The sequence below is a fragment of the Gordonia liuliyuniae genome, from assembly GCF_021739025.1.
Classification (GTDB): Bacteria; Actinomycetota; Actinomycetes; order Mycobacteriales; family Mycobacteriaceae; genus Gordonia; species Gordonia liuliyuniae.
Genome location: NZ_JAKKOT010000002.1, coordinates 304,205 through 323,975, shown reverse-complemented (window position 1 = coordinate 323,975; position 19,771 = coordinate 304,205). Strand labels below are relative to the sequence as shown.

At 65.8% G+C, this 19,771-nt stretch carries 16 protein-coding genes, 2 tRNA genes and 1 pseudogene; 11 read left to right on the top strand and 8 right to left on the bottom strand.

Annotation, left to right across the window (positions count from 1 at the left end; genetic code table 11):
- The first annotated feature begins 70 nt into the window (after positions 1 to 70).
- The 4 genes from gyrA to L5G28_RS02540 all read left to right on the top strand — a co-directional run bounded on the left by gyrA (position 71) and on the right by L5G28_RS02540 (position 3,937).
- Positions 71 to 2,572, top strand: coding sequence for a DNA gyrase subunit A (gene gyrA / locus L5G28_RS02555; RefSeq protein ID WP_237000186.1), 2,502 nt, complete (start codon positions 71 to 73; stop codon positions 2,570 to 2,572).
- 53 nt (positions 2,573 to 2,625) lie between these two features.
- Positions 2,626 to 3,696 carry a DUF3566 domain-containing protein gene (locus L5G28_RS02550; protein WP_237000185.1) on the top strand — a complete coding sequence of 357 codons (1,071 nt, stop codon included), beginning with the start codon at positions 2,626 to 2,628 and terminating at the stop codon, positions 3,694 to 3,696.
- Between the two features lie 64 nt (positions 3,697 to 3,760).
- Positions 3,761 to 3,837: transfer RNA gene (locus tag L5G28_RS02545), tRNA-Ile, on the top strand.
- A gap of 27 nt (positions 3,838 to 3,864) precedes the next feature.
- Positions 3,865 to 3,937: transfer RNA gene (locus L5G28_RS02540), tRNA-Ala, on the top strand.
- 401 nt (positions 3,938 to 4,338) lie between these two features.
- On the opposite strand, the gene L5G28_RS02535 is transcribed toward L5G28_RS02540, so the two are convergent.
- The 4 genes from L5G28_RS02535 to L5G28_RS02520 all read right to left on the bottom strand — a co-directional run bounded on the left by L5G28_RS02535 (position 4,339) and on the right by L5G28_RS02520 (position 6,002).
- The gene (locus L5G28_RS02535) at positions 4,339 to 4,494 is read right to left on the bottom strand and encodes a hypothetical protein (protein WP_237000184.1); all 156 of its coding nucleotides are present in this window, start codon (positions 4,492 to 4,494) and stop codon (positions 4,339 to 4,341) included.
- An 88-nt stretch (positions 4,495 to 4,582) separates the two neighbouring features.
- Positions 4,583 to 4,816, bottom strand: coding sequence for an antitoxin VbhA family protein (locus L5G28_RS02530; RefSeq protein WP_237000183.1), 234 nt, complete (start codon positions 4,814 to 4,816; stop codon positions 4,583 to 4,585).
- Positions 4,817 to 4,930: 114 nt separating this feature from the next.
- Complete coding sequence (locus L5G28_RS02525; RefSeq protein WP_504864846.1) at positions 4,931 to 5,266, bottom strand: DUF6670 family protein; 336 nt, start codon at positions 5,264 to 5,266, stop codon at positions 4,931 to 4,933.
- Entirely contained in the window at positions 5,163 to 6,002 is an 840-nt protein-coding gene (locus L5G28_RS02520) for a DUF6670 family protein (protein ID WP_237000181.1), read from the bottom strand. The genes L5G28_RS02525 and L5G28_RS02520 overlap by 104 nt, the downstream gene beginning before the upstream one ends.
- A gap of 150 nt (positions 6,003 to 6,152) precedes the next feature.
- Here L5G28_RS02520 and L5G28_RS02515 point away from each other — a divergent pair, with 150 nt between their 5' ends.
- From L5G28_RS02515 to L5G28_RS02505, 3 genes are read left to right on the top strand one after another with little or no spacing between them, the layout of a single operon-like run.
- A complete protein-coding gene (locus L5G28_RS02515; protein WP_237000180.1) occupies positions 6,153 to 7,142 on the top strand; it encodes a polyphosphate polymerase domain-containing protein in 990 nt (329 codons plus the stop codon).
- 2 nt (positions 7,143 to 7,144) lie between these two features.
- Positions 7,145 to 7,822 carry a DUF4956 domain-containing protein gene (locus L5G28_RS02510; protein ID WP_237000179.1) on the top strand — a complete coding sequence of 226 codons (678 nt, stop codon included), beginning with the start codon at positions 7,145 to 7,147 and terminating at the stop codon, positions 7,820 to 7,822.
- Positions 7,822 to 9,435: a CotH kinase family protein gene (locus L5G28_RS02505; protein WP_237000178.1), complete on the top strand. Its 1,614-nt coding sequence runs from the start codon at positions 7,822 to 7,824 to the stop codon at positions 9,433 to 9,435. Before L5G28_RS02510 ends, L5G28_RS02505 begins: the two co-directional genes overlap by 1 nt.
- A 30-nt stretch (positions 9,436 to 9,465) precedes the next feature.
- Here L5G28_RS02505 and L5G28_RS02500 read toward each other — a convergent pair whose 3' ends face one another.
- From L5G28_RS02500 to L5G28_RS02490, 3 genes and pseudogenes are all read right to left on the bottom strand, one after another.
- A complete protein-coding gene (locus L5G28_RS02500; RefSeq protein WP_308191936.1) occupies positions 9,466 to 10,341 on the bottom strand; it encodes an SDR family NAD(P)-dependent oxidoreductase in 876 nt (291 codons plus the stop codon).
- A gap of 119 nt (positions 10,342 to 10,460) precedes the next feature.
- On the bottom strand, positions 10,461 to 10,622 hold the full coding sequence (locus L5G28_RS02495; protein WP_237000559.1) for a hypothetical protein: 162 nt from the start codon (positions 10,620 to 10,622) through the stop codon (positions 10,461 to 10,463).
- Between the two features lie 64 nt (positions 10,623 to 10,686).
- Positions 10,687 to 10,875: pseudogene (locus L5G28_RS02490) on the bottom strand (isopenicillin N synthase family oxygenase); the annotation flags it as partial.
- 332 nt (positions 10,876 to 11,207) lie between these two features.
- Here L5G28_RS02490 and L5G28_RS02485 point away from each other — a divergent pair.
- Both L5G28_RS02485 and L5G28_RS02480 read left to right on the top strand, forming a co-directional pair.
- Positions 11,208 to 12,248 carry an NAD(P)-dependent alcohol dehydrogenase gene (locus tag L5G28_RS02485; protein ID WP_237000177.1) on the top strand — a complete coding sequence of 347 codons (1,041 nt, stop codon included), beginning with the start codon at positions 11,208 to 11,210 and terminating at the stop codon, positions 12,246 to 12,248.
- 262 nt (positions 12,249 to 12,510) lie between these two features.
- Positions 12,511 to 13,194 (top strand): MspA family porin, encoded by a 684-nt coding sequence (locus L5G28_RS02480; RefSeq protein WP_237000176.1) that lies wholly within the window; start codon positions 12,511 to 12,513, stop codon positions 13,192 to 13,194.
- A gap of 81 nt (positions 13,195 to 13,275) precedes the next feature.
- On the opposite strand, the gene L5G28_RS02475 is transcribed toward L5G28_RS02480, so the two are convergent.
- The gene (locus L5G28_RS02475; protein WP_237000175.1) at positions 13,276 to 16,176 is read right to left on the bottom strand and encodes an FAD-binding and (Fe-S)-binding domain-containing protein; all 2,901 of its coding nucleotides are present in this window, start codon (positions 16,174 to 16,176) and stop codon (positions 13,276 to 13,278) included.
- 293 nt (positions 16,177 to 16,469) lie between these two features.
- Between L5G28_RS02475 and L5G28_RS02470 the strand changes: the two genes are divergently transcribed.
- Both L5G28_RS02470 and L5G28_RS02465 read left to right on the top strand, forming a co-directional pair.
- A complete protein-coding gene (locus L5G28_RS02470; RefSeq protein WP_237000174.1) occupies positions 16,470 to 18,512 on the top strand; it encodes a PhoX family protein in 2,043 nt (680 codons plus the stop codon).
- Between the two features lie 115 nt (positions 18,513 to 18,627).
- A complete protein-coding gene (locus L5G28_RS02465; protein WP_265743752.1) occupies positions 18,628 to 19,743 on the top strand; it encodes an alpha/beta hydrolase family protein in 1,116 nt (371 codons plus the stop codon).
- Positions 19,744 to 19,771 lie beyond the last annotated feature (28 nt).

Here is a 19,771-nt window from a genome sequence, read left to right as displayed (position 1 = left end):
ACTTCGCTTCGCCGACTGAGCGGCCACTTCTCGCCGGTCGAGCGGAGTCGAGACCCAAGAAAGTGATCTGATGAGCGACGAATCCGATCTGTCACCGCTGAACAGCGACGGCGGCGGCGACCGCATCGACCCGGTCGACCTCGGCCAGGAGATGCAGAACTCTTACATCGACTACGCGATGAGCGTGATCGTCGGCCGTGCCCTCCCCGAAGTGCGTGACGGACTCAAGCCGGTGCACCGTCGTCTGCTGTACGCGTCGTTCGACGCGGGTTTCCGCCCGGAGCGCGGCTATGTGAAGTCGGCCCGCCCGGTGTCGGAGACGATGGGCAACTACCACCCGCACGGCGACAGCTCGATCTACGACGCGCTGGTCCGTCTCGCCCAGCCGTGGTCGATGCGTTACCCGTTGATCGACGGCCAGGGCAACTTCGGTTCTCGAGGCAACGACGGCGCGGCAGCCATGCGTTACACGGAGGCCCGTCTCACGCCGCTGGCGATGGAGATGCTCCGTGACATCACCGAGGAGACCGTCGACTTCATCCCGAACTACGACGGTAAGACGCAGGAGCCGACGGTCCTTCCGTCGCGCGTGCCGAACCTGCTGATCAACGGTTCCGGCGGTATCGCGGTCGGTATGGCCACCAATATTCCGCCGCACAATCTGCGCGAGGTCGCTGACGCCGTCTTCTGGGCGTTGGCGAACCCGGAGGCCGACGACGAGACGATGCTCGCCGCCTGCATGGACGCGGTGAAGGGGCCGGACTTCCCGACGGCCAGCCTGATCGTCGGCACCCAGGGCATCAAGGACGCCTACATGACGGGCCGCGGCAGTATCCGTATGCGCAGCGTCGTCGACATCGAGGAGAACAAGGGGACCACGACGCTCGTGGTGACCGAGCTCCCGTTCCAGGTGAATCCGGACAACCTGATCAGCTCGATCGCCGAGCAGGTCAACGACGGCAAGCTCAAGGGCATCAGCAAGATCGACGACGAGTCGTCCGACCGTGCGGGTCTGCGCATCGTCGTCACGTTGCGCCGCGACGCCGTCGCGAAGGTCGTGCTGAACAACCTGTACAAGCACAGCCAGCTGCAGACGAACTTCGGTGTCAACATGTTGTCGATCGTCGACGGCGTGCCCCGGACCCTCCGCTTGGATCAGATGATCCGTTTCTACGTCGCGCACCAGATCGACGTCATCGTGCGACGGACCAGGTACCGACTGCGCAAGGCCGAGGAGCGCGCGCACATCCTGCGCGGCCTGGTCAAGGCGCTCGACGCGCTCGACGACGTCATCGCCTTGATCCGCGCATCGGCGAACACCGACGCCGCGCGCACCGGGCTGATGGACATGCTCGACATCGACGAGTTGCAGGCCGACGCGATCCTGGCGATGCAGTTGCGTCGTCTGTCGGCTCTGGAACGTCAGAAGATCGTCGACGAGTTGGCGGAGATCGAGCGCGAGATCGCCGATCTGAAGGACATCTTGGCGCGTCCGGAACGGCAGCGCGAGATCGTCCACAACGAACTCAAGGAGGTCGTCGACAAGTACGGCGACGATCGTCGGACCAAGATCATCGCGGCCGAAGGCGATGTGGCGGACGAGGATCTGATCGCCCGTGAGGACGTCGTCGTCACGATCACCGAGACCGGCTACGCCAAGCGGACCAGGACTGACCTTTACCGCAGCCAGAAGCGCGGCGGCAAGGGCGTGCAGGGCGCCGGACTCAAGCAGGACGACATCGTCGCGCACTTCTTCGTCTCGAGCACGCACGACTGGCTGCTGTTCTTCACGACGAAGGGCCGCGTCTACCGGGCGAAGGCGTATGAGCTGCCGGAAGCGAACCGCACGGCGCGCGGCCAGCACGTCGCGAACCTGCTGGCGTTCCAACCGGAGGAGAAGATCGCACAGGTCATCCGGATCTCCGGTTACGACCATGCGCCGTATCTGGTGCTCGCGACCCGCAATGGTCTGGTCAAGAAGTCGCGTCTGGACGCGTTCGACTCGAACCGGTCTGGCGGTATCGCGGCGATCAACCTGCGGGGCGAGGACGAGTTGGTCGGCGCACAGCTGTGCAGCGGGGACGACGACCTTCTGCTCGTCTCGAAGAAGGGGCAGTCGATCCGGTTCACCGCGGACGACGAGACGTTGCGCCCGATGGGTCGTCAGACGTCCGGTGTGCAGGGTATGCGGTTCAACGACGAGGACGAGCTGCTCTCGCTCAACGTCGTTCAGGACGACACCTTCTTGCTGGTCGCGACGTCGGGCGGCTACGCCAAGCGCACCGAGATCGGCGAGTACACGGCGCAGGGCCGCGGCGGCAAGGGCGTGCTGACGATTCAGTACGACCGCAAGCGCGGCGATCTGGTCGGCGCGATCATCGTCGATCTCGATTCCGAGGTGTACGCGATCACGTCGAGCGGCGGCGTCATCCGCACGCTGGCCAAGCAGGTTCGCAAGGCTGGACGCCAGACGAAGGGCGTCCGTTTGATGAACCTGTCCGACGGCGACAGCCTGTTGGCGATTGCACGCAACGCCGATGAACCCGAAGAGGGCGCGGCAGACCAGGAATGACGGCCGACAGCGTTTAGGGTGGGTGTCATCACCCGTCCAGTGAGGATCCGCTTGTGAGCACACCTGACGACCAGAACGTCGAACGCGGCCAGGTCGTTCCGCCGTGGAAGCGCGGCGAGAAGACCGCGTCGACCGGCTTGACCGCCGGCGAGATGGCTAAGGCCGCCGGCGTCGACACCGGCGGCAGACCTGCTGCCGGCCCGGCGCCGCGCGGAGTCGTATCGGGCACACCGTCCACTACGCCGCGGCCTGCCGCATCGGCACAGGGGAGTGGAGGCTCGGTTACGGGCTCGTCGGACACAGGCACCTCGGGTCCTGATTCGTCGAGTTCTGGTCCGGCGGGTTCTGGTTCGCCTAGTCCCAGTTCGCCGACTCCTGCCGCCGGGGGCACTGGTTCGCCTTCGACCCCAGGCGGGCCGTCAGCGGGGCCTACAGGCGCGGCAGGGGCCGGCCAGGGCCCCAAGCAGACACCTCACGCGCCGCAGCAGGGTCCCAAGCAGGCATCACCCTCTGCGCCGCAGCAGGGCCCCGTACCGCAGCAGGGACCTAAGCCCGCACAGGCTCAACCGCAGACCGCGACGTCCGCTCCGTCCGAGCAGAAGCCGTTCGTCGAGTCGGATACTCGGAACATCCCGCGAAACGAGTTGGCCAAGAAGGATCAGCTTCCCGATCTCGACGCGATCCACCACGTCGAGGCGTCGAAGGAGGCGAAGGCAGCGGCTCGCGCGCAGAGCCAGACAATTCCGTCGCGGTCGATCGGCGTTCCGTTGCGCGCCGCCGTCCAGATCCGGCGCGTCGACCCGTGGTCGGTGTTCAAGGTGACCGGCGTTCTGGCGATCGTCGGCTTCTTCATCTGGATGATCGCCATCGCCATCCTGTACGGCGTGCTCGGCGGGATGGGCGTGTGGGACCAGATCAACAGTTCGTTCGGCAACCTCGTCGAAGGCGAGGGGCAGAGCACCGGCGATCTGATCGGCACGGGCATGGTGTTCGGCTTCTCCGCCGTGTTCGGCGTCATCGCCGCGATCCTGGTGACCGGACTGTCCACCATTTCCGCGTACATCTACAACGTGTGCGCAGACATGGTCGGCGGCGTCGAAGTCACGCTCGCGGATCTCGACTGACCCACGCTTGACCACCCGTTTTGTTAGTTCAGGACTCGTCGGGTAATGTTCCATCTCGGTTCACGGGCCTATAGCTCAGGCGGTTAGAGCGCTTCGCTGATAACGAAGAGGTCGGAGGTTCAAGTCCTCCTAGGCCCACCATGACCACCCCCGACTTCGGTCGGACCCGGGGCCTTAGCTCAGTTGGTAGAGCGCCGCCTTTGCAAGGCGGATGTCAGGAGTTCGAATCTCCTAGGCTCCACAGAAAATCAAGACATGAGGTCAACGCCTATCCGGTGCTACTACTCCGGGTGGGCGTTGACTCGTTTGTGAGCACATCCGTCGGTGACTCATGCCGTCAGACTGCAGCCCCCGCTGAACTCTCGGCCGCCGTCGAGCCCAGCGTGCCGGACTACCGAAGGTCGTCTACGTCGTGACCAAGCGTCATGAATACTTTGGCCGCTCTGCCGTTGCCTTCTCTGCTGGGACGGGCGAAATTTACCGAGGCGTAGACGGTCGCCGCGTGTTTCGAGAATGATCGAACGGGACTACGGGGTTACGCCACAGCGGATACGTTCGTACTGTCCCGGCCCAGTCGTAGAGGTCCTGGAACAGGTGCCGGTGGATCGCAAGGAGGTGGTCCTGGTCGTAGGTCTTGGCGATCTAGACTGTGCCGTTCTCGATCTCGCGCTGCCGGTCGGCGGAGAACCGATACTCGACTTCGGCGAGGTCCTCACCGTTGCAAAGATCGAGTTTGTTCGCCAGGACGTTCGTTCCCGGGATGAACGTCGCCTCGAAGTCGGGGTGGCGACTAGACACGATCAGTCGCTTCCTGCAAAGAACGGCGGGTGCGCGACGTCGTTAAGGACGCTGCGCACCCGCCGGTCAGTGGGTCTGTAGTGATGACTTACCGCGCGCTGTGGGCCAGGCGGTTACGGCGGACGTCGGCGAGGACTTGAGCGCGGTACTGATCTCCGGTCATCTCGCCGGCGGCGCGTCGTACCTGCAACTCGATCTGGCTACGGGTCGGGTCCCAGCCTTCTTGGATGGCGTTGGTGACCGACCGCACGACTGCGCGGCGCTCGACAGGGTTGAGCCGGTCCAGCAGGTCGGCGTACTTCTCCTCGAACGTCGCGCTCATGGCCGTCCTTTCTGGTGGTCTTTCCTAGAATCTACCTGCTCATTGGGTGTGGTGAGGTACCCCGCCGCCCCCTCCGGCGCAACTGAGGCAAACGCCAGCAGTTCCCGTCGAAGCTCAGCCGTTGCGCCGGTCGATGTACTCGAGGTAGCCGCGGCCGCTGATGGGCGCTCCTCGCCAGTGCGACTCGTGCGCGAATCCGCTCACGAAACCGGACCCCAGCCCGTACGTCAGTGGTGTGTCCATCACGGTGCGCAGATCCAGCCACAGGTCGCCCGCTTCGTCGCACACCCGGAAACGTGTCCTGGCCGGCACCGGCATCGGCTTGCCGTACGGAGTCGGCTCGGGATCAGCGCGGGTCTCGGTCACCTCGAAGGAGACGTTCGGGAAGCTTTGTGAGGTTCCGCTGCGACTTCGATGAAATGCGGTGGTGCACAGACAGGGGAACTCCACCGATCGAGTACTGGCTTAGCAAGACCTGGTTATCGTCGTCGAGATTCACGATGTGGTAGACGAAGTAGTCCAAGGGCGCCTTGAGCCGCGATGGCAGCGGCCTGCCGGTGAGCAGGTACGGGCTCGGACACGCACCGTACTCGAACGAGCACAGGCCCGACACGTCCACTGAGTCCGGGCCGGTGGTGAGCGTGCCGCGATACTCGCCGAACAGGCTCAGATGCTTGTACACGGGCGTCCGGAAGAACCACGTCACCGTGTCGCTGCACGTGATCGTCAGATCGACCCCGACGCCGCCGAGGCTCCCTTCGAGCCGGTACTCGGGATAGCCGCCGGTCAACGCGAGGTCGTCGCCGAACCGCACCTCGGAGCCGTCCGCTGCGGCGGAGAAGTCCGCCCCGAACTCGTAGGTGCCGAAATGCCCCGGATGCGATGCTGCGGTGCCCGCGACGACGGCTGCCGTCCGACGAGGGGAGCACGGGAGCGCATGGTCATTGTCGAACGCGAGCGATCCGGTGGCGCCGATCAACGACATGACACTGAGGAACCGATGCGGTTCGGGCAGATCCGGAATCATCAGTCCGTAGTGCGTCCAGCCGAAACGGCGTGAGTCGAGATTCGGGACCAGCATCTCCGGGGCGTCGAACGGCGTCCCGGTGGCCTTGCTCGCACTGTCCGCGACAGCCAAAGCCGACTTCAGGACCCGACGTATGGCACTCGAAGCGATGTGGTGCATGGCCCGATCTTCGCACGCGCCCCACGGAATCACGCCTCAGAGCCTGATTGACAGGACACTGGCAGCTTCGTGGCCGCGCACGGGCAGGTTCACGAGGTTGTCTAGGAAAGTTCGCCTATTCGTAAACCCATGCCTAAAGGACCAATACACATGGCACGCTTCCGGTTCTCCAGAACTGTGCGCAACGACCCCGGAGAAGCGACTGAGGAGAAGCTCGTCGAGCATCCGGGATCCGGTTTCCGCGAAACCGCGAGTCGTCTTCATTCGTTCAACCGATACGAGATCAAGTACTTCATCGACGAGTTGGACGTGCCAGCGCTTCGCGATGAGCTGGCCGAGCACATGGACACCGATCCGCACTCGCCGACCGGAGGCTATCCGGTGACCTCGCTCTATTACGACACACAGTCCCTCCGCTTCTACTGGGAGAAAATAGAGGGATTGAAGTTCCGTCGCAAAGTCCGTGTCCGCCTGTACGGCCCACCGTCCGAGTGCACCTCAGACACGCCCGTTCAAGTCGAGATCAAACAGCGGGTCAACCGAGTGACTCAGAAACGTCGAATCGAACTGCCGTACAGCGACGCCCGGCGATGGCTCAACGGCGGTGAGGAGCTCGACTTCGCCCCGGGCCAGCGAGGGTTCGCCGACGAGGTGAGCATGCTCGTCGAGAACCTCGACCTGCGGCCGATCGTGACGACCGGGTACCTGCGCGAAGCCTTCGTCGGCCGTGAAGCCGACACGGGCCTGCGCGTCACCATTGACCACAAGGTGCACGGACGCGATCGCGACTTCGACTTCGCGGCCGGCGGGGAGAATCGGTTCATCATCCCGCCGAATCTCGCGATTGTCGAGTTGAAAGCCAATGAGCGCGTGCCGTATTGGACGACCGACCTGACCGCTCGCCTCAACATGTCGGTCATTCGGGTGTCCAAATACTGCCAGTCCGTCGAAGCGTTCGACTTGGCGCCGCGTTCCAAGCTCGGATCGCCCGAGTTCGTCGCACCCGACGGCGATGCGGGCATCGTTCCCGCCGGCCTTCTCGACGGCAAGGACTTCGGCGTCACGAGCGTCGACGATCTGACCCCATCAGCCGACCGCGTCGGCTGCTCGCTCTCCATCAACAATCATTCGCAGAGGTAATCGTGAACTTTGACTTCCAAGACCTGAGTGGCACCTTCACCACTCTGGACATCGTCGTGGCGCTCGCGCTGTCGTTCGTGCTGTCGGCGACGATCGGCTGGGTCTACCGCTTCACTCATAAAAACGTCTCGTACAGCCAGTCGTACGTGCAGACGCTCGTCCTGGTCGGCATGGTCATCGCTCTCATCATGCTCGTCGTCGGATCCAACATCGCGCGGGCGTTCGCGCTGGTCGGGGCATTGTCGGTGGTCCGTTTCCGAAACGCGATCAAGGAGACCCGCGACGTTGGCTTCATCTTCTTGGTCATGGCGATCGGGATGACCACCGGAACGCGCTTCTACGTGTTGGCGATCGCTGCGACAGTCGCCATCTGCCTCGTGCTCGTCGTGATGAGCAAGATGAACTGGTACAAGCTCGACGTTCAGCGACAGGTCGTCAAGGTTCAGATGCCACCGGAGCAGGCGTACGTCGCACGCGTGGAGGACGTCCTCATCAAGTTCTGCGCCGAACACGAACTGGTGTCCACCGAATCGGTGCGGGCAGGTGCGCTCAACGAGATGTACTACACGGCCCAACTGAAGAAGGGGCAGAAGTCCAACGACCTCGTCTCCGCCCTCAGCGAAGTCAACTCCGGCCAACGAGTCACCGTGCTGACCGGCTATGACCAAACCGATCTGTGATGGGGCCGCGCGAGGAAGGCACCCCGCCCCGCCGACTCCGTCACCGGATCCCGACCAAGCTGCGCCGCTACTGGAAGTGGCCCGCAGCGCTCGGAGTCTTCCTGCTCGTCGTGATCGTCACGATGGGAGGCCTGACGGTTCGCCCCTACATCTCGGGCGACGAGCGGGTGATCGAGTCGGACGTGACCGAGAACATCGCGGGCACCGTCGATCTGTTCGACGACTCCACCGAGCATGACTTCTCGATGACGATCTCCGACGCGGAATACGCCGAGATGGTGGATTCGTACGTCAAGAACGGTGAGAAGAAGTGGGTCACCGCGGACGTGGTGGTCGACGGCACCCTCGTCAAGGACGTCGGGGTGAGGCTGAAAGGCAACTCCACTCTGCAGAGCCTGCGCGGCGGCATGAGACCGCCCGGCGGCATGAAGGTCCCGGACGGGATGCAACTGCCACCCGGTATGCAACTGCCGGACGGTGAGCAGCCGCCCGGACAGAGCGGTCGCGGAGGCGAACCGAACGGGAGCGTGAAGCCCGACGGACAGGGGATGCCGCCGGGCGGCCCAGCCGGGTTGGCACAGTTGTCGGCCGATGATCCGACGTCGTTGCCGCTGCTCCTGAGCTTCGACCACAACGCGCAGGGTCGGGCCTACCAGGGCATGACCGAACTGTCGGTACGACCTGGCTCGCCGGTCCTCAACGAGGCGATGGCGCTCGCGTTGACGAAGGCGACCGGTCAGCCGACCCAGCGATTCGCATACACCGTGTACTCGGTGAACGACAGTAAGACCACCACTCGGCTGCTGTTGGAGCATCCCGACGCCGGATACGCGGACTCGCTGTCGGATTCGGACGGCTACCTGTTCAAAGCGGACGCCTCGTCACGATTCGAGTATGTCGACGACGACCAGTCCTCGTATTCGGACCAGTTCAAGCAGATCAACTCCGACGGTAACGGGAACCTCGAGCCCATCATCAGTTTTCTGAAATGGGTCGACTCCGCCGACGACACCGAGTTCGACGCGCACTTGGCCGACTGGGTGGACGTCGATTCGTTCGCCGACTACGTGGCGACGCAGAACCTGCTCGCCAACATGGACGACATGTCGGGGCCGGGACAGAACTATTACCTCTGGTACGACCTGGCCTCGAAGAAGATCTCGGTGATCTCCTGGGACCTGAACCTGGCAATGCAAGGGAACGCGGACGCGGGACCGCATGATTCGATCTCGATCGGCGGAATGTTCGGCAAGACGGCAGACGGGAGAGCTCCCGGAGGTCAGGCTCCCGGCGGCGGCGCGGCCCCCGATAGGCTCGCCGGACCGGCGGGTCCGGCAGGAGGAAGGATGCCTGGCGGGATGGGCGGCGGCAACGAGCTGAAGACTCGTTTCCTGGACTCGACGAAGTTCACCGCGGTCTACGACGGCGCCTACTGGAAGCTGTTCGATGAGATCTACGGGGACACGACGGCTACGGAGATATTGAATCAATTCGCGTCGTCGATCCCTGTCAGCGACCAGATGACCGCAGACGACCTTGCGAAGGAAGTGACGACGATGCGTGGCTGGATCACCGAGCGCACCGAGGCACTCGCTTCGGAACGGAACAGGTAGCCGCTCAGAGGCGACCATCTTTTCCGCCGCTCAGTTCACCGGCTTCTCCCGGTAGGCGAACGTCCCCACCTGGACGTACGAGACGCGTTCGGCGAGAACGGAACTGACGCGCTGCAGGGTGCGATAGACGTGCGCGTCCTTACCGATGACGACCGACGTCCGGCCCTTCATCGTCGACGAGATCATCCTCTTGGCGGCCTTCCGTGCCGGCATGGCGAAGGCTTTCGCCACTGCGACGGGAACCCCCATGGTCTGGGCGCTGTTGCGCACGATGTCCGTCCAGATGGTCCCCGGAATCACCGTCGTCGCCTTCACCGACGGGCATTGGCGGCGCAGGTCTTGCGCCAGCCCGTATCCGAAGTAGGCGATCGCCGCTTTGGACGCCCCGTAGACGGCGGCTCCCGGAACGGGGACCAGCGCGGACAGGCTCGAGGTCAGCATCACCCGACCGCCGTCCGGCCGCTCCGCGAGGAGGGGGAGGAACGCGCGGGTCATCGCGACTGTGCCGTGGAAGTTGACGGCCATGATCTGATCGATGCGTTCGGGCATGATTCCGGAGGTGGTCTCGAAGTCCTGCGCGATCCCGGCGATGTTGAAGAGCCCGTCGACGACACCGTGCGCGTCGAGCACGATCTGCGGGAAGGCCGCCACCGCGTCACCGTCGGAGACGTCGAGGACATGGGTCGAGATCCGGGAGCCTGCTTCGCTGCCTGTCGGCCGGAGGCCCGTTTCGACGCCTGTCGGCCGGAGGCCTGCTTCGATGACCGTCTGCCCGAGCCCCTCTTCGTTGATGTCCACCGCGGCGACCGTCGCGCCCTGCGCGATGAGCTCCAAAGTCACCTGGCGTCCGATCCCGTTTCCGGCGCCCGTGACGACGAACACCTTGCCGGCGGTTTGCATGGTCATCTCGACACTTCTCTTCCTCATCGACGGCGCGACGGCGCTGGGTGAACGCTCGCAAGTATAAAGACTGCCGAGTTACTCCCATGACACTCCGGTACCGATGTGATGCGGTCCGCGTGCAGTCAGACAAGATGCGGGTGGTGGATCCGAGCGACGTCGGGGTGGGCGCGCAGCCTCGCCTTCAGCATGTTCTCGCCGAACGTCCCGGAGATGGCGTTGTCCGGGTCGTCGGTGACGCCGCGGGCCGCCGCCCGGAGGCCGGCTGGCAGATCCAGATGCGCCATCGTCGACGAACGCGCCGGGCAGCGGGTCGACGTCCGACCAGCCGCCGGATCCCTGCACCTGGCGCCCGCCCTTGCCGGGTTCGATCATCAGCAACGTGAGCACGCCGGGATCCTTGTGGGCGCCGACACCCTGCTTGTCCGACGAATCGCGTCCGGGGTACTTGACCAGTTTGATCAGGGTGGACGGTCGTTCGGCGAAGCCGGCGTCGAAGACGTCACGCGGTGCGCCGAGAGCGTCAGCCCATTCGCGCATCAGACGCAGACCGATCGCGCTGCAGCGTTCCTGCCACTCACCGACCGCCGTCTGCAACTCCGGGAGCTCGGCAGGCCAGAGGTTGGGGCCATGTCCACCACGGGAAGCGCGCGGTCGGTCATGCCTGCATTGTTCCACCGCAGCAGACTTCGCGTCCGGCATGCACGCTCACGCATGAGTACGATCGGACGATAGCGACGCCATCGCACCGAGACCGGATTCTGGTGTGCGCACGTCACATCCCGCCACGACCCACATTCCGCCAGAATCCACATCCCCAGAACGCCGTCCACGACCAGACCAAGGTCCACAGCTGATCTCAGGAGACACTTTTGCTGACCGTTAAGGCATACGCCGCACCGTCCGCCACCGAGCCGCTCGTCCCCACCACCATCGAACGCCGCGACGTCGGCGCGAACGACGTCCAGATCGCCATCGCGTACGCCGGTGTGTGCCACTCGGACATCCACACCGTTCGCGAGGACTGGGGCCCGATCACTTTCCCGCAGGTAGTCGGCCATGAGATCGTCGGTGAAGTCACCGAGGTGGGCGGCGAGGTCACGAAGTTCGCCGTCGGTGACCGCGTCGGCGTCGGCTGCATGGTGAACTCGTGCCGCGAATGCGAGAACTGTGTGGCGGGCATGGAGCAGTACTGCCTCGCAGGCAACACCGGCACGTACGCGTCGGTCGATCGCGACGGCACCATCACGCAGGGCGGATATTCGACCCACGTCGTCGTCGACCAGGACTTCGTGCTGCGCGTCCCCGAAGCCATCCCGTACGAGGCCGCCGCACCGCTGCTGTGCGCGGGCATCACCACGTACTCGCCGCTCGCCCACTGGAACGCCGGACCCGGCAAGCGTGTCGCCGTCGTCGGTATGGGCGGCCTCGGGCACATGGCCGTCAAGATCGCGTCCGCGATGGGCGCAGAAGTCACCGTCCTCTCGCAGACTCTGTCGAAGAAGGACGACGGTCTCGCATTCGGTGCGACGGACTACTACGCAACGAGTGACAAGGAGACGTTCAAGACGCTGCGCAACACCTTCGATCTCGTCATCAACACGGTGAGCGCGTCCCTCGACTTCGACCGCTACGTCAAGCTGCTCCGGTTGGACGGTGTGTGGGTGAACGTCGGCGCGCCCGCCGACCCGGTCTCGATGCGCGTGTTCTCACTGTTCGCCAACCGGCGGTCGTTCGCCGGATCGAACATCGGCGGCATCGCCGAGACGCAGGAGATGCTCGACTTCTGCGCTGAGCATGGCATCGCACCCGAGACCGAACTGATCTCGGCCGACGAGATCAACGACGCCTACGAGCGTGTCCTGCGCAGCGACGTCCGCTACCGGTTCGTCATCGACACGGCCACCCTGTAGCCGTCGCCGCCCCGATTCGCCGAGGCGAATCGGGGCTCCGGTGGCTCGTCCGGACCCGCCTGCGGTCCGGATTTGTCCGGACCGGACAAATACTTTGACGCTCTGACCTGCTATTTTGTCCACTTCTCGGTTTCGCGATGTGGAAAACAGTTGCAGAGGGCGTGAGATCGATGGCAGGAGAATCCTCCTGTGAGACGCGGACCTTCCGCGGCTCAGATCTCGCCTCGGACCGCACGGTCCGCGTCACCGTAAGGAGATCGTCGTGTTGCGACGAACTACCACTCTGCTGCTTTTGGCCGTCGTCGCGGCTTTCACGATGGTGTCGGCATTGGTCGCCGGTCCGGCTGCCGCCCAGACCCATCACACTCGTGAGGGCGTGGACATCACGCTCGACTCGAGCCGGTTGAAGGTCCGCAAGGTTGCCCCGCTCGACTCGTCGCCGTTCTCGGGTCAAGCACTGTTGACGTCCGACGTCCACGCGGCGATCGCGGGCATCGGTGACAAGAAGGTGCGGGCGACGGTCGAACTCGGCTACAAGATCGGGTATCCGGTCTCGGTGGCGCCGACCGGCGTCAAAGTCACCGCGCACACCCCGGACCTGAAACTATCGGGTGGCGTCAACACGAAGATCTCGCCGAACGTCACCATCTCCGGAACCGGTGGCGGTGGCTCGCTCGGCGACATCGGTCTGGAGGCCGGAGCCGAGTCGACGGTCATCCCCGCCGCAGACCTCGAATTCGAGGTGGGTGCAGGCAAGATCACGACCGTCGCCCTCGCTGAGTTCGCGATGACGAAGCCGACCGCCGACGTCGTCCTGTCCGGCGTGGAGCTCAACGTCTCCAACGCGGTCGGCCCGATCTCGGTACAGCCGTTCGCCAAGATATCGGTCACCACGGAGACCGGCGTCTACGTCTACTACGACTACGGGAAGACCACGCGCCTCTGAGCGCGCACGGGTGACCAGACATGCGCCAGTCGGGGGGTGCATGTCGAGGGGTAGGGCGGGACGGCTGACGCCGCCCCGCCCTCATCGTCGTTCCGGAGTGGGATCGAGCATCTGGGCGAGGTGCGCGGACGCGTCCGACGACCGATCGCCGGTCAATTGCCGAACCTGCATGTGACAACTGAAGCCGTCGGTGAGGACCGTCGCGTCGTCGCGGGCGCGCAGTGCGGGCGCCAACGCCTGTTCGGCGACGGCCATGCTCGTCTCGTAGTGGTCGGCCTCGAAACCGAAATTCCCCGCCACACCGCAGCAGCCGGTCGCCTCCCGGATCTCGCGCACGCCGACGTCCCGGAGCGCGCGCTGCTGGATGGCCGAACCGAACACCGAGTACTCGTGGCAGTGCGTCTGCACGACGACCTCGCCGGGAACACCCCGGGCAGGGACCCAGCCCTCCGCGACCTGCGCGCTGACCTGCTCGGCGAAGCTCCTGATCCGCTTCGACACCCGTTCGGCGGCGTCGGTGTGCACGAGCTCGGGCAGATCCTTGCGCAACGCGGCCGCACAACTCGGCTCGACCACCACGATCGGACGGTCCGTGCCGTCGTCGAGCACCTCGGCCGCATGGGTGAGCTTCTTCGTCGCCTGGGCGAGCTGGCCAGTCGAAATCCAGGTGAGCCCGCAGCACACGTCGGTGCGGATCTGCGCACGATGCCCGGCGTCGTCGACGACGCGACGCGCGGCGGCCGCGACCTCCGGACGGAAGCCACGCGTGAACGAGTCGACCATCAACACGACGTCGGCCGCACCGGTCGGCGTGGGGCGCGCGAGCAGTCTCCGCAGGGTGCGACGCGACGCGAACCGCGGCAGGTCCCGCTCGGTGGTCAGCCCGGCCATCCGCAGCGCCGCATTCTTGACCGGCGATGCCAGGACCGCGTTCACCGCGGGCGCCGTCCGCGACATGATCGGCAGCCAACGAGGCAGCCAGCCGAGCGAGTAGTGGGCCGCCGGACGGAGCCGTCGCCGGTAGTAATGATCGAAGAACTCCGACTTGTACGTCGCCATGTCGACGCCCGTCGGACAGTCGGACGCGCAGGCCTTGCAGGACAGACACAGGTCGAGCACCTCGCGCACATCCTCCGAACGCCATCCGTCGTCGACAGTCGTCGCGCCGCGAATCATCTCCTGCAGCACGCGCGCCCGGCCGCGCGTGGAGTCCTTCTCGTCGCCGGTCGCCCGGTAGCTCGGGCACATCACACCGCCGCTGTGCGAACGACACCGTCCCACCCCGATGCACGACTGGACTGCGTCGACGAGCCTCTGCCCCGGCGGGGACGCGGTGGTGTCGCCCAGCGCGAAACTGGTCTGCCACTCCAGCACCTGGACTCCCGCCAGGGCGAGGTCGGCGACCGGTTCGGCGGGCGACACCATGATCCCGGGATTGAGCAGACCCTCCGGATCGAACACGGCTTTGAACCGGGCGAACGCCGCCAGCATCGCGGGGGAGTACATGATCGGCAGCAGGCCCGACCGGGCGCGGCCGTCACCGTGTTCGCCCGACAGCGTGCCGCCGTGCCGGACCACGAGGCGAGCCGCGGCGTCGAGGAAGCGCGTCATCACCGCGCGCCCCTCGTCGGTGGCCTGGTCGAACGTGATGCGGATGTGCATGCAGCCCGCGCCGAAATGGCCGTACATGACGCCGATCAGATCGTGCTCGGCGAGGAGTTCGGTGAAGTCCGCGAGATAGTCCGCGAGGTTCTCCGGCGCCACCGCCGAGTCCTCCCACCCCGGCCACGACGTGATCGAGCCGCCGTCCGGGAGGGGGAGCCGGGACGACAATCCGGCGCCGTCCTCGCGGACCCGCCACAGGCTCGTGCGCACAACCGGATCGGTGACGACGGCGCCGTCGAGCACTCGCCCCGCGCTGCGCAGACCGGCGAGCAGGCGTGTCGCCTCGGTCGCCACCTGATCGGGGCTGTCGCCGTCGAGCTCCACGTACAGCCAGGCGTGCCCTGGCGGCAACGCGGTGACCGAGTCGGCGCCGCGTCGGTCGCGCATCGTCGCGACGATCTGCTCGTCGATGCCCTCCACCGCTGACGGCGAGAACGTCAAAATCTCGGGCACGTCGCGGGCCGCGTCGACCACGTTCTCGTAGCCGAGGATCAGCAGGAGGGCCGACGGCGGGACGTCCACGATCGAGACGGTCGCGGCGACGACGACCGCGCACGTTCCCTCACTGCCGACCAGGGCACGTGCGACATCGAAGCCGTGCTCGGGCAACAGATGCGACAGGTGGTAGCCGGACACCTGACGGGGGATACGGCCCAGTTCGGTGCGCAGCGGGGCCATCGTGTCGTGTGTCAGGTCGGCGAGGTCGGCGGTGATCCGGGCGGCGCGACCGACGGCGGCGGTGTCGGACGGGTCGCTCGCCTGGATCCCGGATCGGGTCGCGGTGACACGCGTGCCGTCCACCAGGATGAGGTCGAGTGCGACGACGTGGTCGGTGGTCCGGCCGTAACGCACCGAATGGTTGCCGCACGCATCGTTGGCGATCGATCCGCCGACCGTCGCGCGTGACTTCGATGACGGGTCCGGAGCGAACGTCATCGCGCCGTCGGTGTGCCGTTCGACGGCGCTCGCGAGTTGCGCGAGGACGACACCGGGCTGGACAGTGGCGGTGTGTGCGCGGGCGTCGATGTCGATGATCGTGTCCATGTGGCGGGAGAGGTCCAGAACGAGTCCGGCTCCGACGGCGTTGCCCGCCATCGAGGTGCCGCCGCCGCGGACGGTCACCGTGATCTTCTCCGCGTGGCACCAGGCCAAGGTCGCGCTGACCTCGTCGGCGGTGCGCGGGAAGGCGACTCCGGCGGGCGGGATCCGATAGTTCGACGCGTCGTAGCTGTACGCACCGCGTCGAGCGCTTGACGCGTCGACGTCGATCGGGCAGGTGGCGAACCGATTCTCGGCGTCGACGGACTGTGCGTTCACTACGCGTTCCCTTCCTCGGATGTGCTCCTCGCGTCATGGGCCACGTACTCCACGCCAGTCTTGCACGGGGGCCGGGCACAGTTCGCACATTTTCGACCCGGATCGGCCGTATTTCGGGTCCTGGGGCCATATACGTGAGACTTGTGCCCGGCGGCGGCGACCACCTGCTCGCAGCAGCTTGTTCGTCTGTCGTTCATTCCCCCGATGACGAACCGTGGAGAAGTCTCCTTAACGTCGTCGGCGTATCCGCTCAGCCCAGTGCGGACGAGGCACCGAGACCTGAAGGCGATTTCATGCGTATTCCGTTGCAGCTGTTCACCATCGGTGGAGACGACGTGGGTCGTTCGGCACGTTCACGCGTCACGTGCCGCTACAAGTGCGGCGAGGCGTGCTGGCACGAGCCGGGTAACAGCAGCGACAACGAGTACTTCCGCGACGTCGCGCGGACGGCGCTGTCGCGGCGGACCGTCCTGCGTGGCGGCGCGGGTGCGGTGCTGGCGGTTGGTGCGACGTCGCTTCTCTCGGCGTGCGGCGACGACGGGGCGAGTTCGACCGGCGCCCCGTCGGGCGGCGGCCCCGTCGACGGCATGAAGTTCGACATCGTGCGACCCAACACCGACGACGCCCTGCGGATCCCGGACGGCTACCGACAGAAAGTCGTCATCCGCTGGGGCGATCCAGTGCTGCCGGGCGCCCCCGCGTTCGACTTCGAGAACCAGACGGCCGACGCGCAGTCGAAGCAGTTCGGCTTCAACAACGACTTCGCGGGACTCATCCCGATCGACGGCCAGGACGGCAGCTTCTACCTCGTCGTGAACCAGGAGTACACGACCGAGGAGTTCATGTTCCGCGGTTACCAGGAGAAGGAGCCGACGGAAGAGCAGGCGCGCATCGCGATGGCTGCGCACGGAATCACCGTCCTCGAAGTGAAAGCGTCGGGCACAGACGGCTCGCTCACGCCGGTCGTCGGACCGCGTAACCGTCGTATCACCGCGAGCACTCCGTTTCGGCTGACCGGTCCCGCGGCGGGCACCGACTTCGTGAAGACCACCGCCGACCGTGCGGGCAACACCGTCGCGGGGACCATCGCCAACTGCTCGGGCGGCATCACGCCGTGGGGCACCATGCTGTCCGGCGAAGAGAACTACAACAACTACTTCTCGAACGCGAGCAAGGTGAAAGACAAGGCAGCTGCCGCGCACTTGGAGCGCTACGGCTTCGAGGACGACGCCGACTACCACCAGTGGGGCCGGTTCGAGACCCGCTTCGACCTGGAGAAGGACCCGAACGAGGCCAACCGCTTCGGCTACGTGGTCGAGGTCGACCCGACCGACCCGAACTCCACTCCGCTCAAGCATTCGGCGCTCGGCCGCCTCAAGCACGAGTCGGCCAACATTCACGTCGTGAAGGACGGTCCCGCCGCGGGCACCGTCGTCGCGTACACGGGTGACGACGAGAAGTTCGAGTACATCTACAAGTTCGTGTCGAGCCGCAAGATCAAGGACGGCGACAAGCGCCACAACATGGGCATCCTCACCGAAGGCACCCTGTACGTCGCGTCGTTCTCCAGCGACAAGCCGGTCACCACCGACGACGCGGCGGGCAGCGGCGCGTGGCACAAGCTGATGACCGTCAACGCCGACGGTTCGGCCCAGTCGCACATCAAGGGCATGACCGCTGCCGAGGTCGCCGTCTTCACGCGTGAGGCCGCCGACAAGGCGGGCGCGACGAAGATGGACCGTCCCGAAGACATCGAGCCGCACCCGATCACCGGCAAGGTGTACTGCGCGCTCACCAACAACGACGACCGCGGCGTCGACGGCGAAGAGGGGCCGACGTCGGCCAACCCACGCAACGAGAACAAGAACGGGCAGATCCTCGAGATGACCGACGACCATGCGGGCGAGTCGTTCACCTGGGACCTCCTGCTCGTCGCGGGCGACCCGAAGGCGGCCGACACGTACTACGGCGGTTTCGACAAGACGAAGGTCAGCCCGATCTCGTGCCCGGACAATGTGGCGTTCGACCCGCACGGCAACCTGTGGATCTCCACCGACGGCAACGCGCTCAAGAGCAACGACGGCCTGTTCGCCGTCGCTCTCGAAGGTGAGCGTCGAGGCGAGACCAAACAGTTCCTCACCGTCCCGCGGGGGGCCGAGACCTGCGGCCCGATCATCGACTCCAAGCGCGTCATCGTCTGCGTCCAGCACCCGGGCGAAGAGGACGACTATTCGGCCGACCGCCCGTTCTCGCACTGGCCGGACGGCGGGAACTCCCAGCCGCGCCCGTCGGTCGTCGCCGTGTGGCGCGACGGCGGCGGCGCGATCGGCGTGTAAGGCCGTTCGGGGAGGCTGGACCAGGGTGGTACGCGAACTCCAGAATTGCCGGGAACCGCCGGTACGACGGCGTAACGTCCTTCGTACGGATGACGGGAGGCGCGGCGTGTTCAGGATGCGACGAGGTCTGGTCGGGGTGGTCGCCGTCGCCCTGCTGTCGGTACCGGTCACGGCGCCACCGATCGCGTCGGCGGAGAACAGAGACCACGGCGCACTGATCTCGGTCACCATTCGGCCGGACGGTTGGCGTGGACTCGACAACGGACGAGCAGTCGATTACTGGACGCAGGATCCGCAGGGTCGCCCGGTTCGGGCGAGCGGCGCCGTCTTCGTCCCGCCGGGGAGGGGTCCGGCGGGGGGATGGCCGATCGTCGCTTACACACACGGCACCAGCGGCTACGGGACTGGTTGCGGCGGGCAGAGTTCCGCCGACGCGGAAGCCAACCGGTACATCACGCGGCTCGTCGGCAACGGGTACGCCGTCGTCGCACCGGACTACGTGGGACTCGGACACGACGACGTCGGCGTCCACCCGTACCTGAACACGCGCAGCGAATCGTCCGCGACGATCGACCTGCTCACCGCCGCCCGGACCCTCGACAGCAGGCTGTCGGACCGATGGGCGGTGACCGGCGACTCCCAGGGCGGGCAGGCCGCGCTCGCCACCGCGCACCGCCAACAGACCTACGGCCCCACGACCGACTTCCGTGGCGCGGTCGCGATCGACCCGGAGTCGGACGTCGAGAAGATCATGCCGCTGCTCGGCCCGTACGTACCGACGTTGCCCTCGCCGATCGACCACTCGTACGGATTCCTCCTCGCGACTCTCGCGGGCCTGCGTCAGGCGGATCCGAGCGCGCACGTGAACTCGTACCTCACGCCGTACGGTCGACGACTCGTCGACCAGGTCGGTCAGACGTGCGGCGGCCCGACGCTCCCGAAGAATCTCGCGTTCGGTTCACTGCTGTCGCGTCCGCTCACCACCCCGAAGATGACGGCGGCCCTGAACAGGTACATGGCGGTACCCGTGCGCGGCTATGACGCGCCGATCCTGCTGCTCCTCAACACCCTCGACACGACGGTGCCGTCGCCGCTGCACGCCAAACTCGCCGCGGACCTAGCGCTGAACCGGGTGCCGTTCACCACAGTCGTCGGCGATGGCTCGCATACCGAGATGGACGCCGCACAGTGGTCCGCGTTCGACCGCTTCTTCACCCGGCACCTCGGCTGAGGCCGCCGGCCCGAGCGCTACCGTTCGC

What these genes read in the sequence shown, in the direction of transcription:
- L5G28_RS02520 (WP_237000181.1), bottom strand. Translation starts at nt 6,002, where the DNA reads ATGCACCACATCGCTTCGAGTGCCATACGTCGGGTCCTGAAGTCGGCT.
- L5G28_RS02515 (WP_237000180.1), top strand. Translation starts at nt 6,153, where the DNA reads ATGGCACGCTTCCGGTTCTCCAGAACTGTGCGCAACGACCCCGGAGAA.
- L5G28_RS02500 (WP_308191936.1), bottom strand. Translation starts at nt 10,341, where the DNA reads ATGACCATGCAAACCGCCGGCAAGGTGTTCGTCGTCACGGGCGCCGGA.
- L5G28_RS02505 (WP_237000178.1), top strand. Translation starts at nt 7,822, where the DNA reads ATGGGGCCGCGCGAGGAAGGCACCCCGCCCCGCCGACTCCGTCACCGG.
- L5G28_RS02530 (WP_237000183.1), bottom strand. Translation starts at nt 4,816, where the DNA reads ATGAGCGCGACGTTCGAGGAGAAGTACGCCGACCTGCTGGACCGGCTC.
- L5G28_RS02495 (WP_237000559.1), bottom strand. Translation starts at nt 10,622, where the DNA reads ATGGCGCATCTGGATCTGCCAGCCGGCCTCCGGGCGGCGGCCCGCGGC.
- L5G28_RS02470 (WP_237000174.1), top strand. Translation starts at nt 16,470, where the DNA reads ATGCGTATTCCGTTGCAGCTGTTCACCATCGGTGGAGACGACGTGGGT.
- L5G28_RS02465 (WP_265743752.1), top strand. Translation starts at nt 18,628, where the DNA reads ATGCGACGAGGTCTGGTCGGGGTGGTCGCCGTCGCCCTGCTGTCGGTA.
- gyrA (WP_237000186.1), top strand. Translation starts at nt 71, where the DNA reads ATGAGCGACGAATCCGATCTGTCACCGCTGAACAGCGACGGCGGCGGC.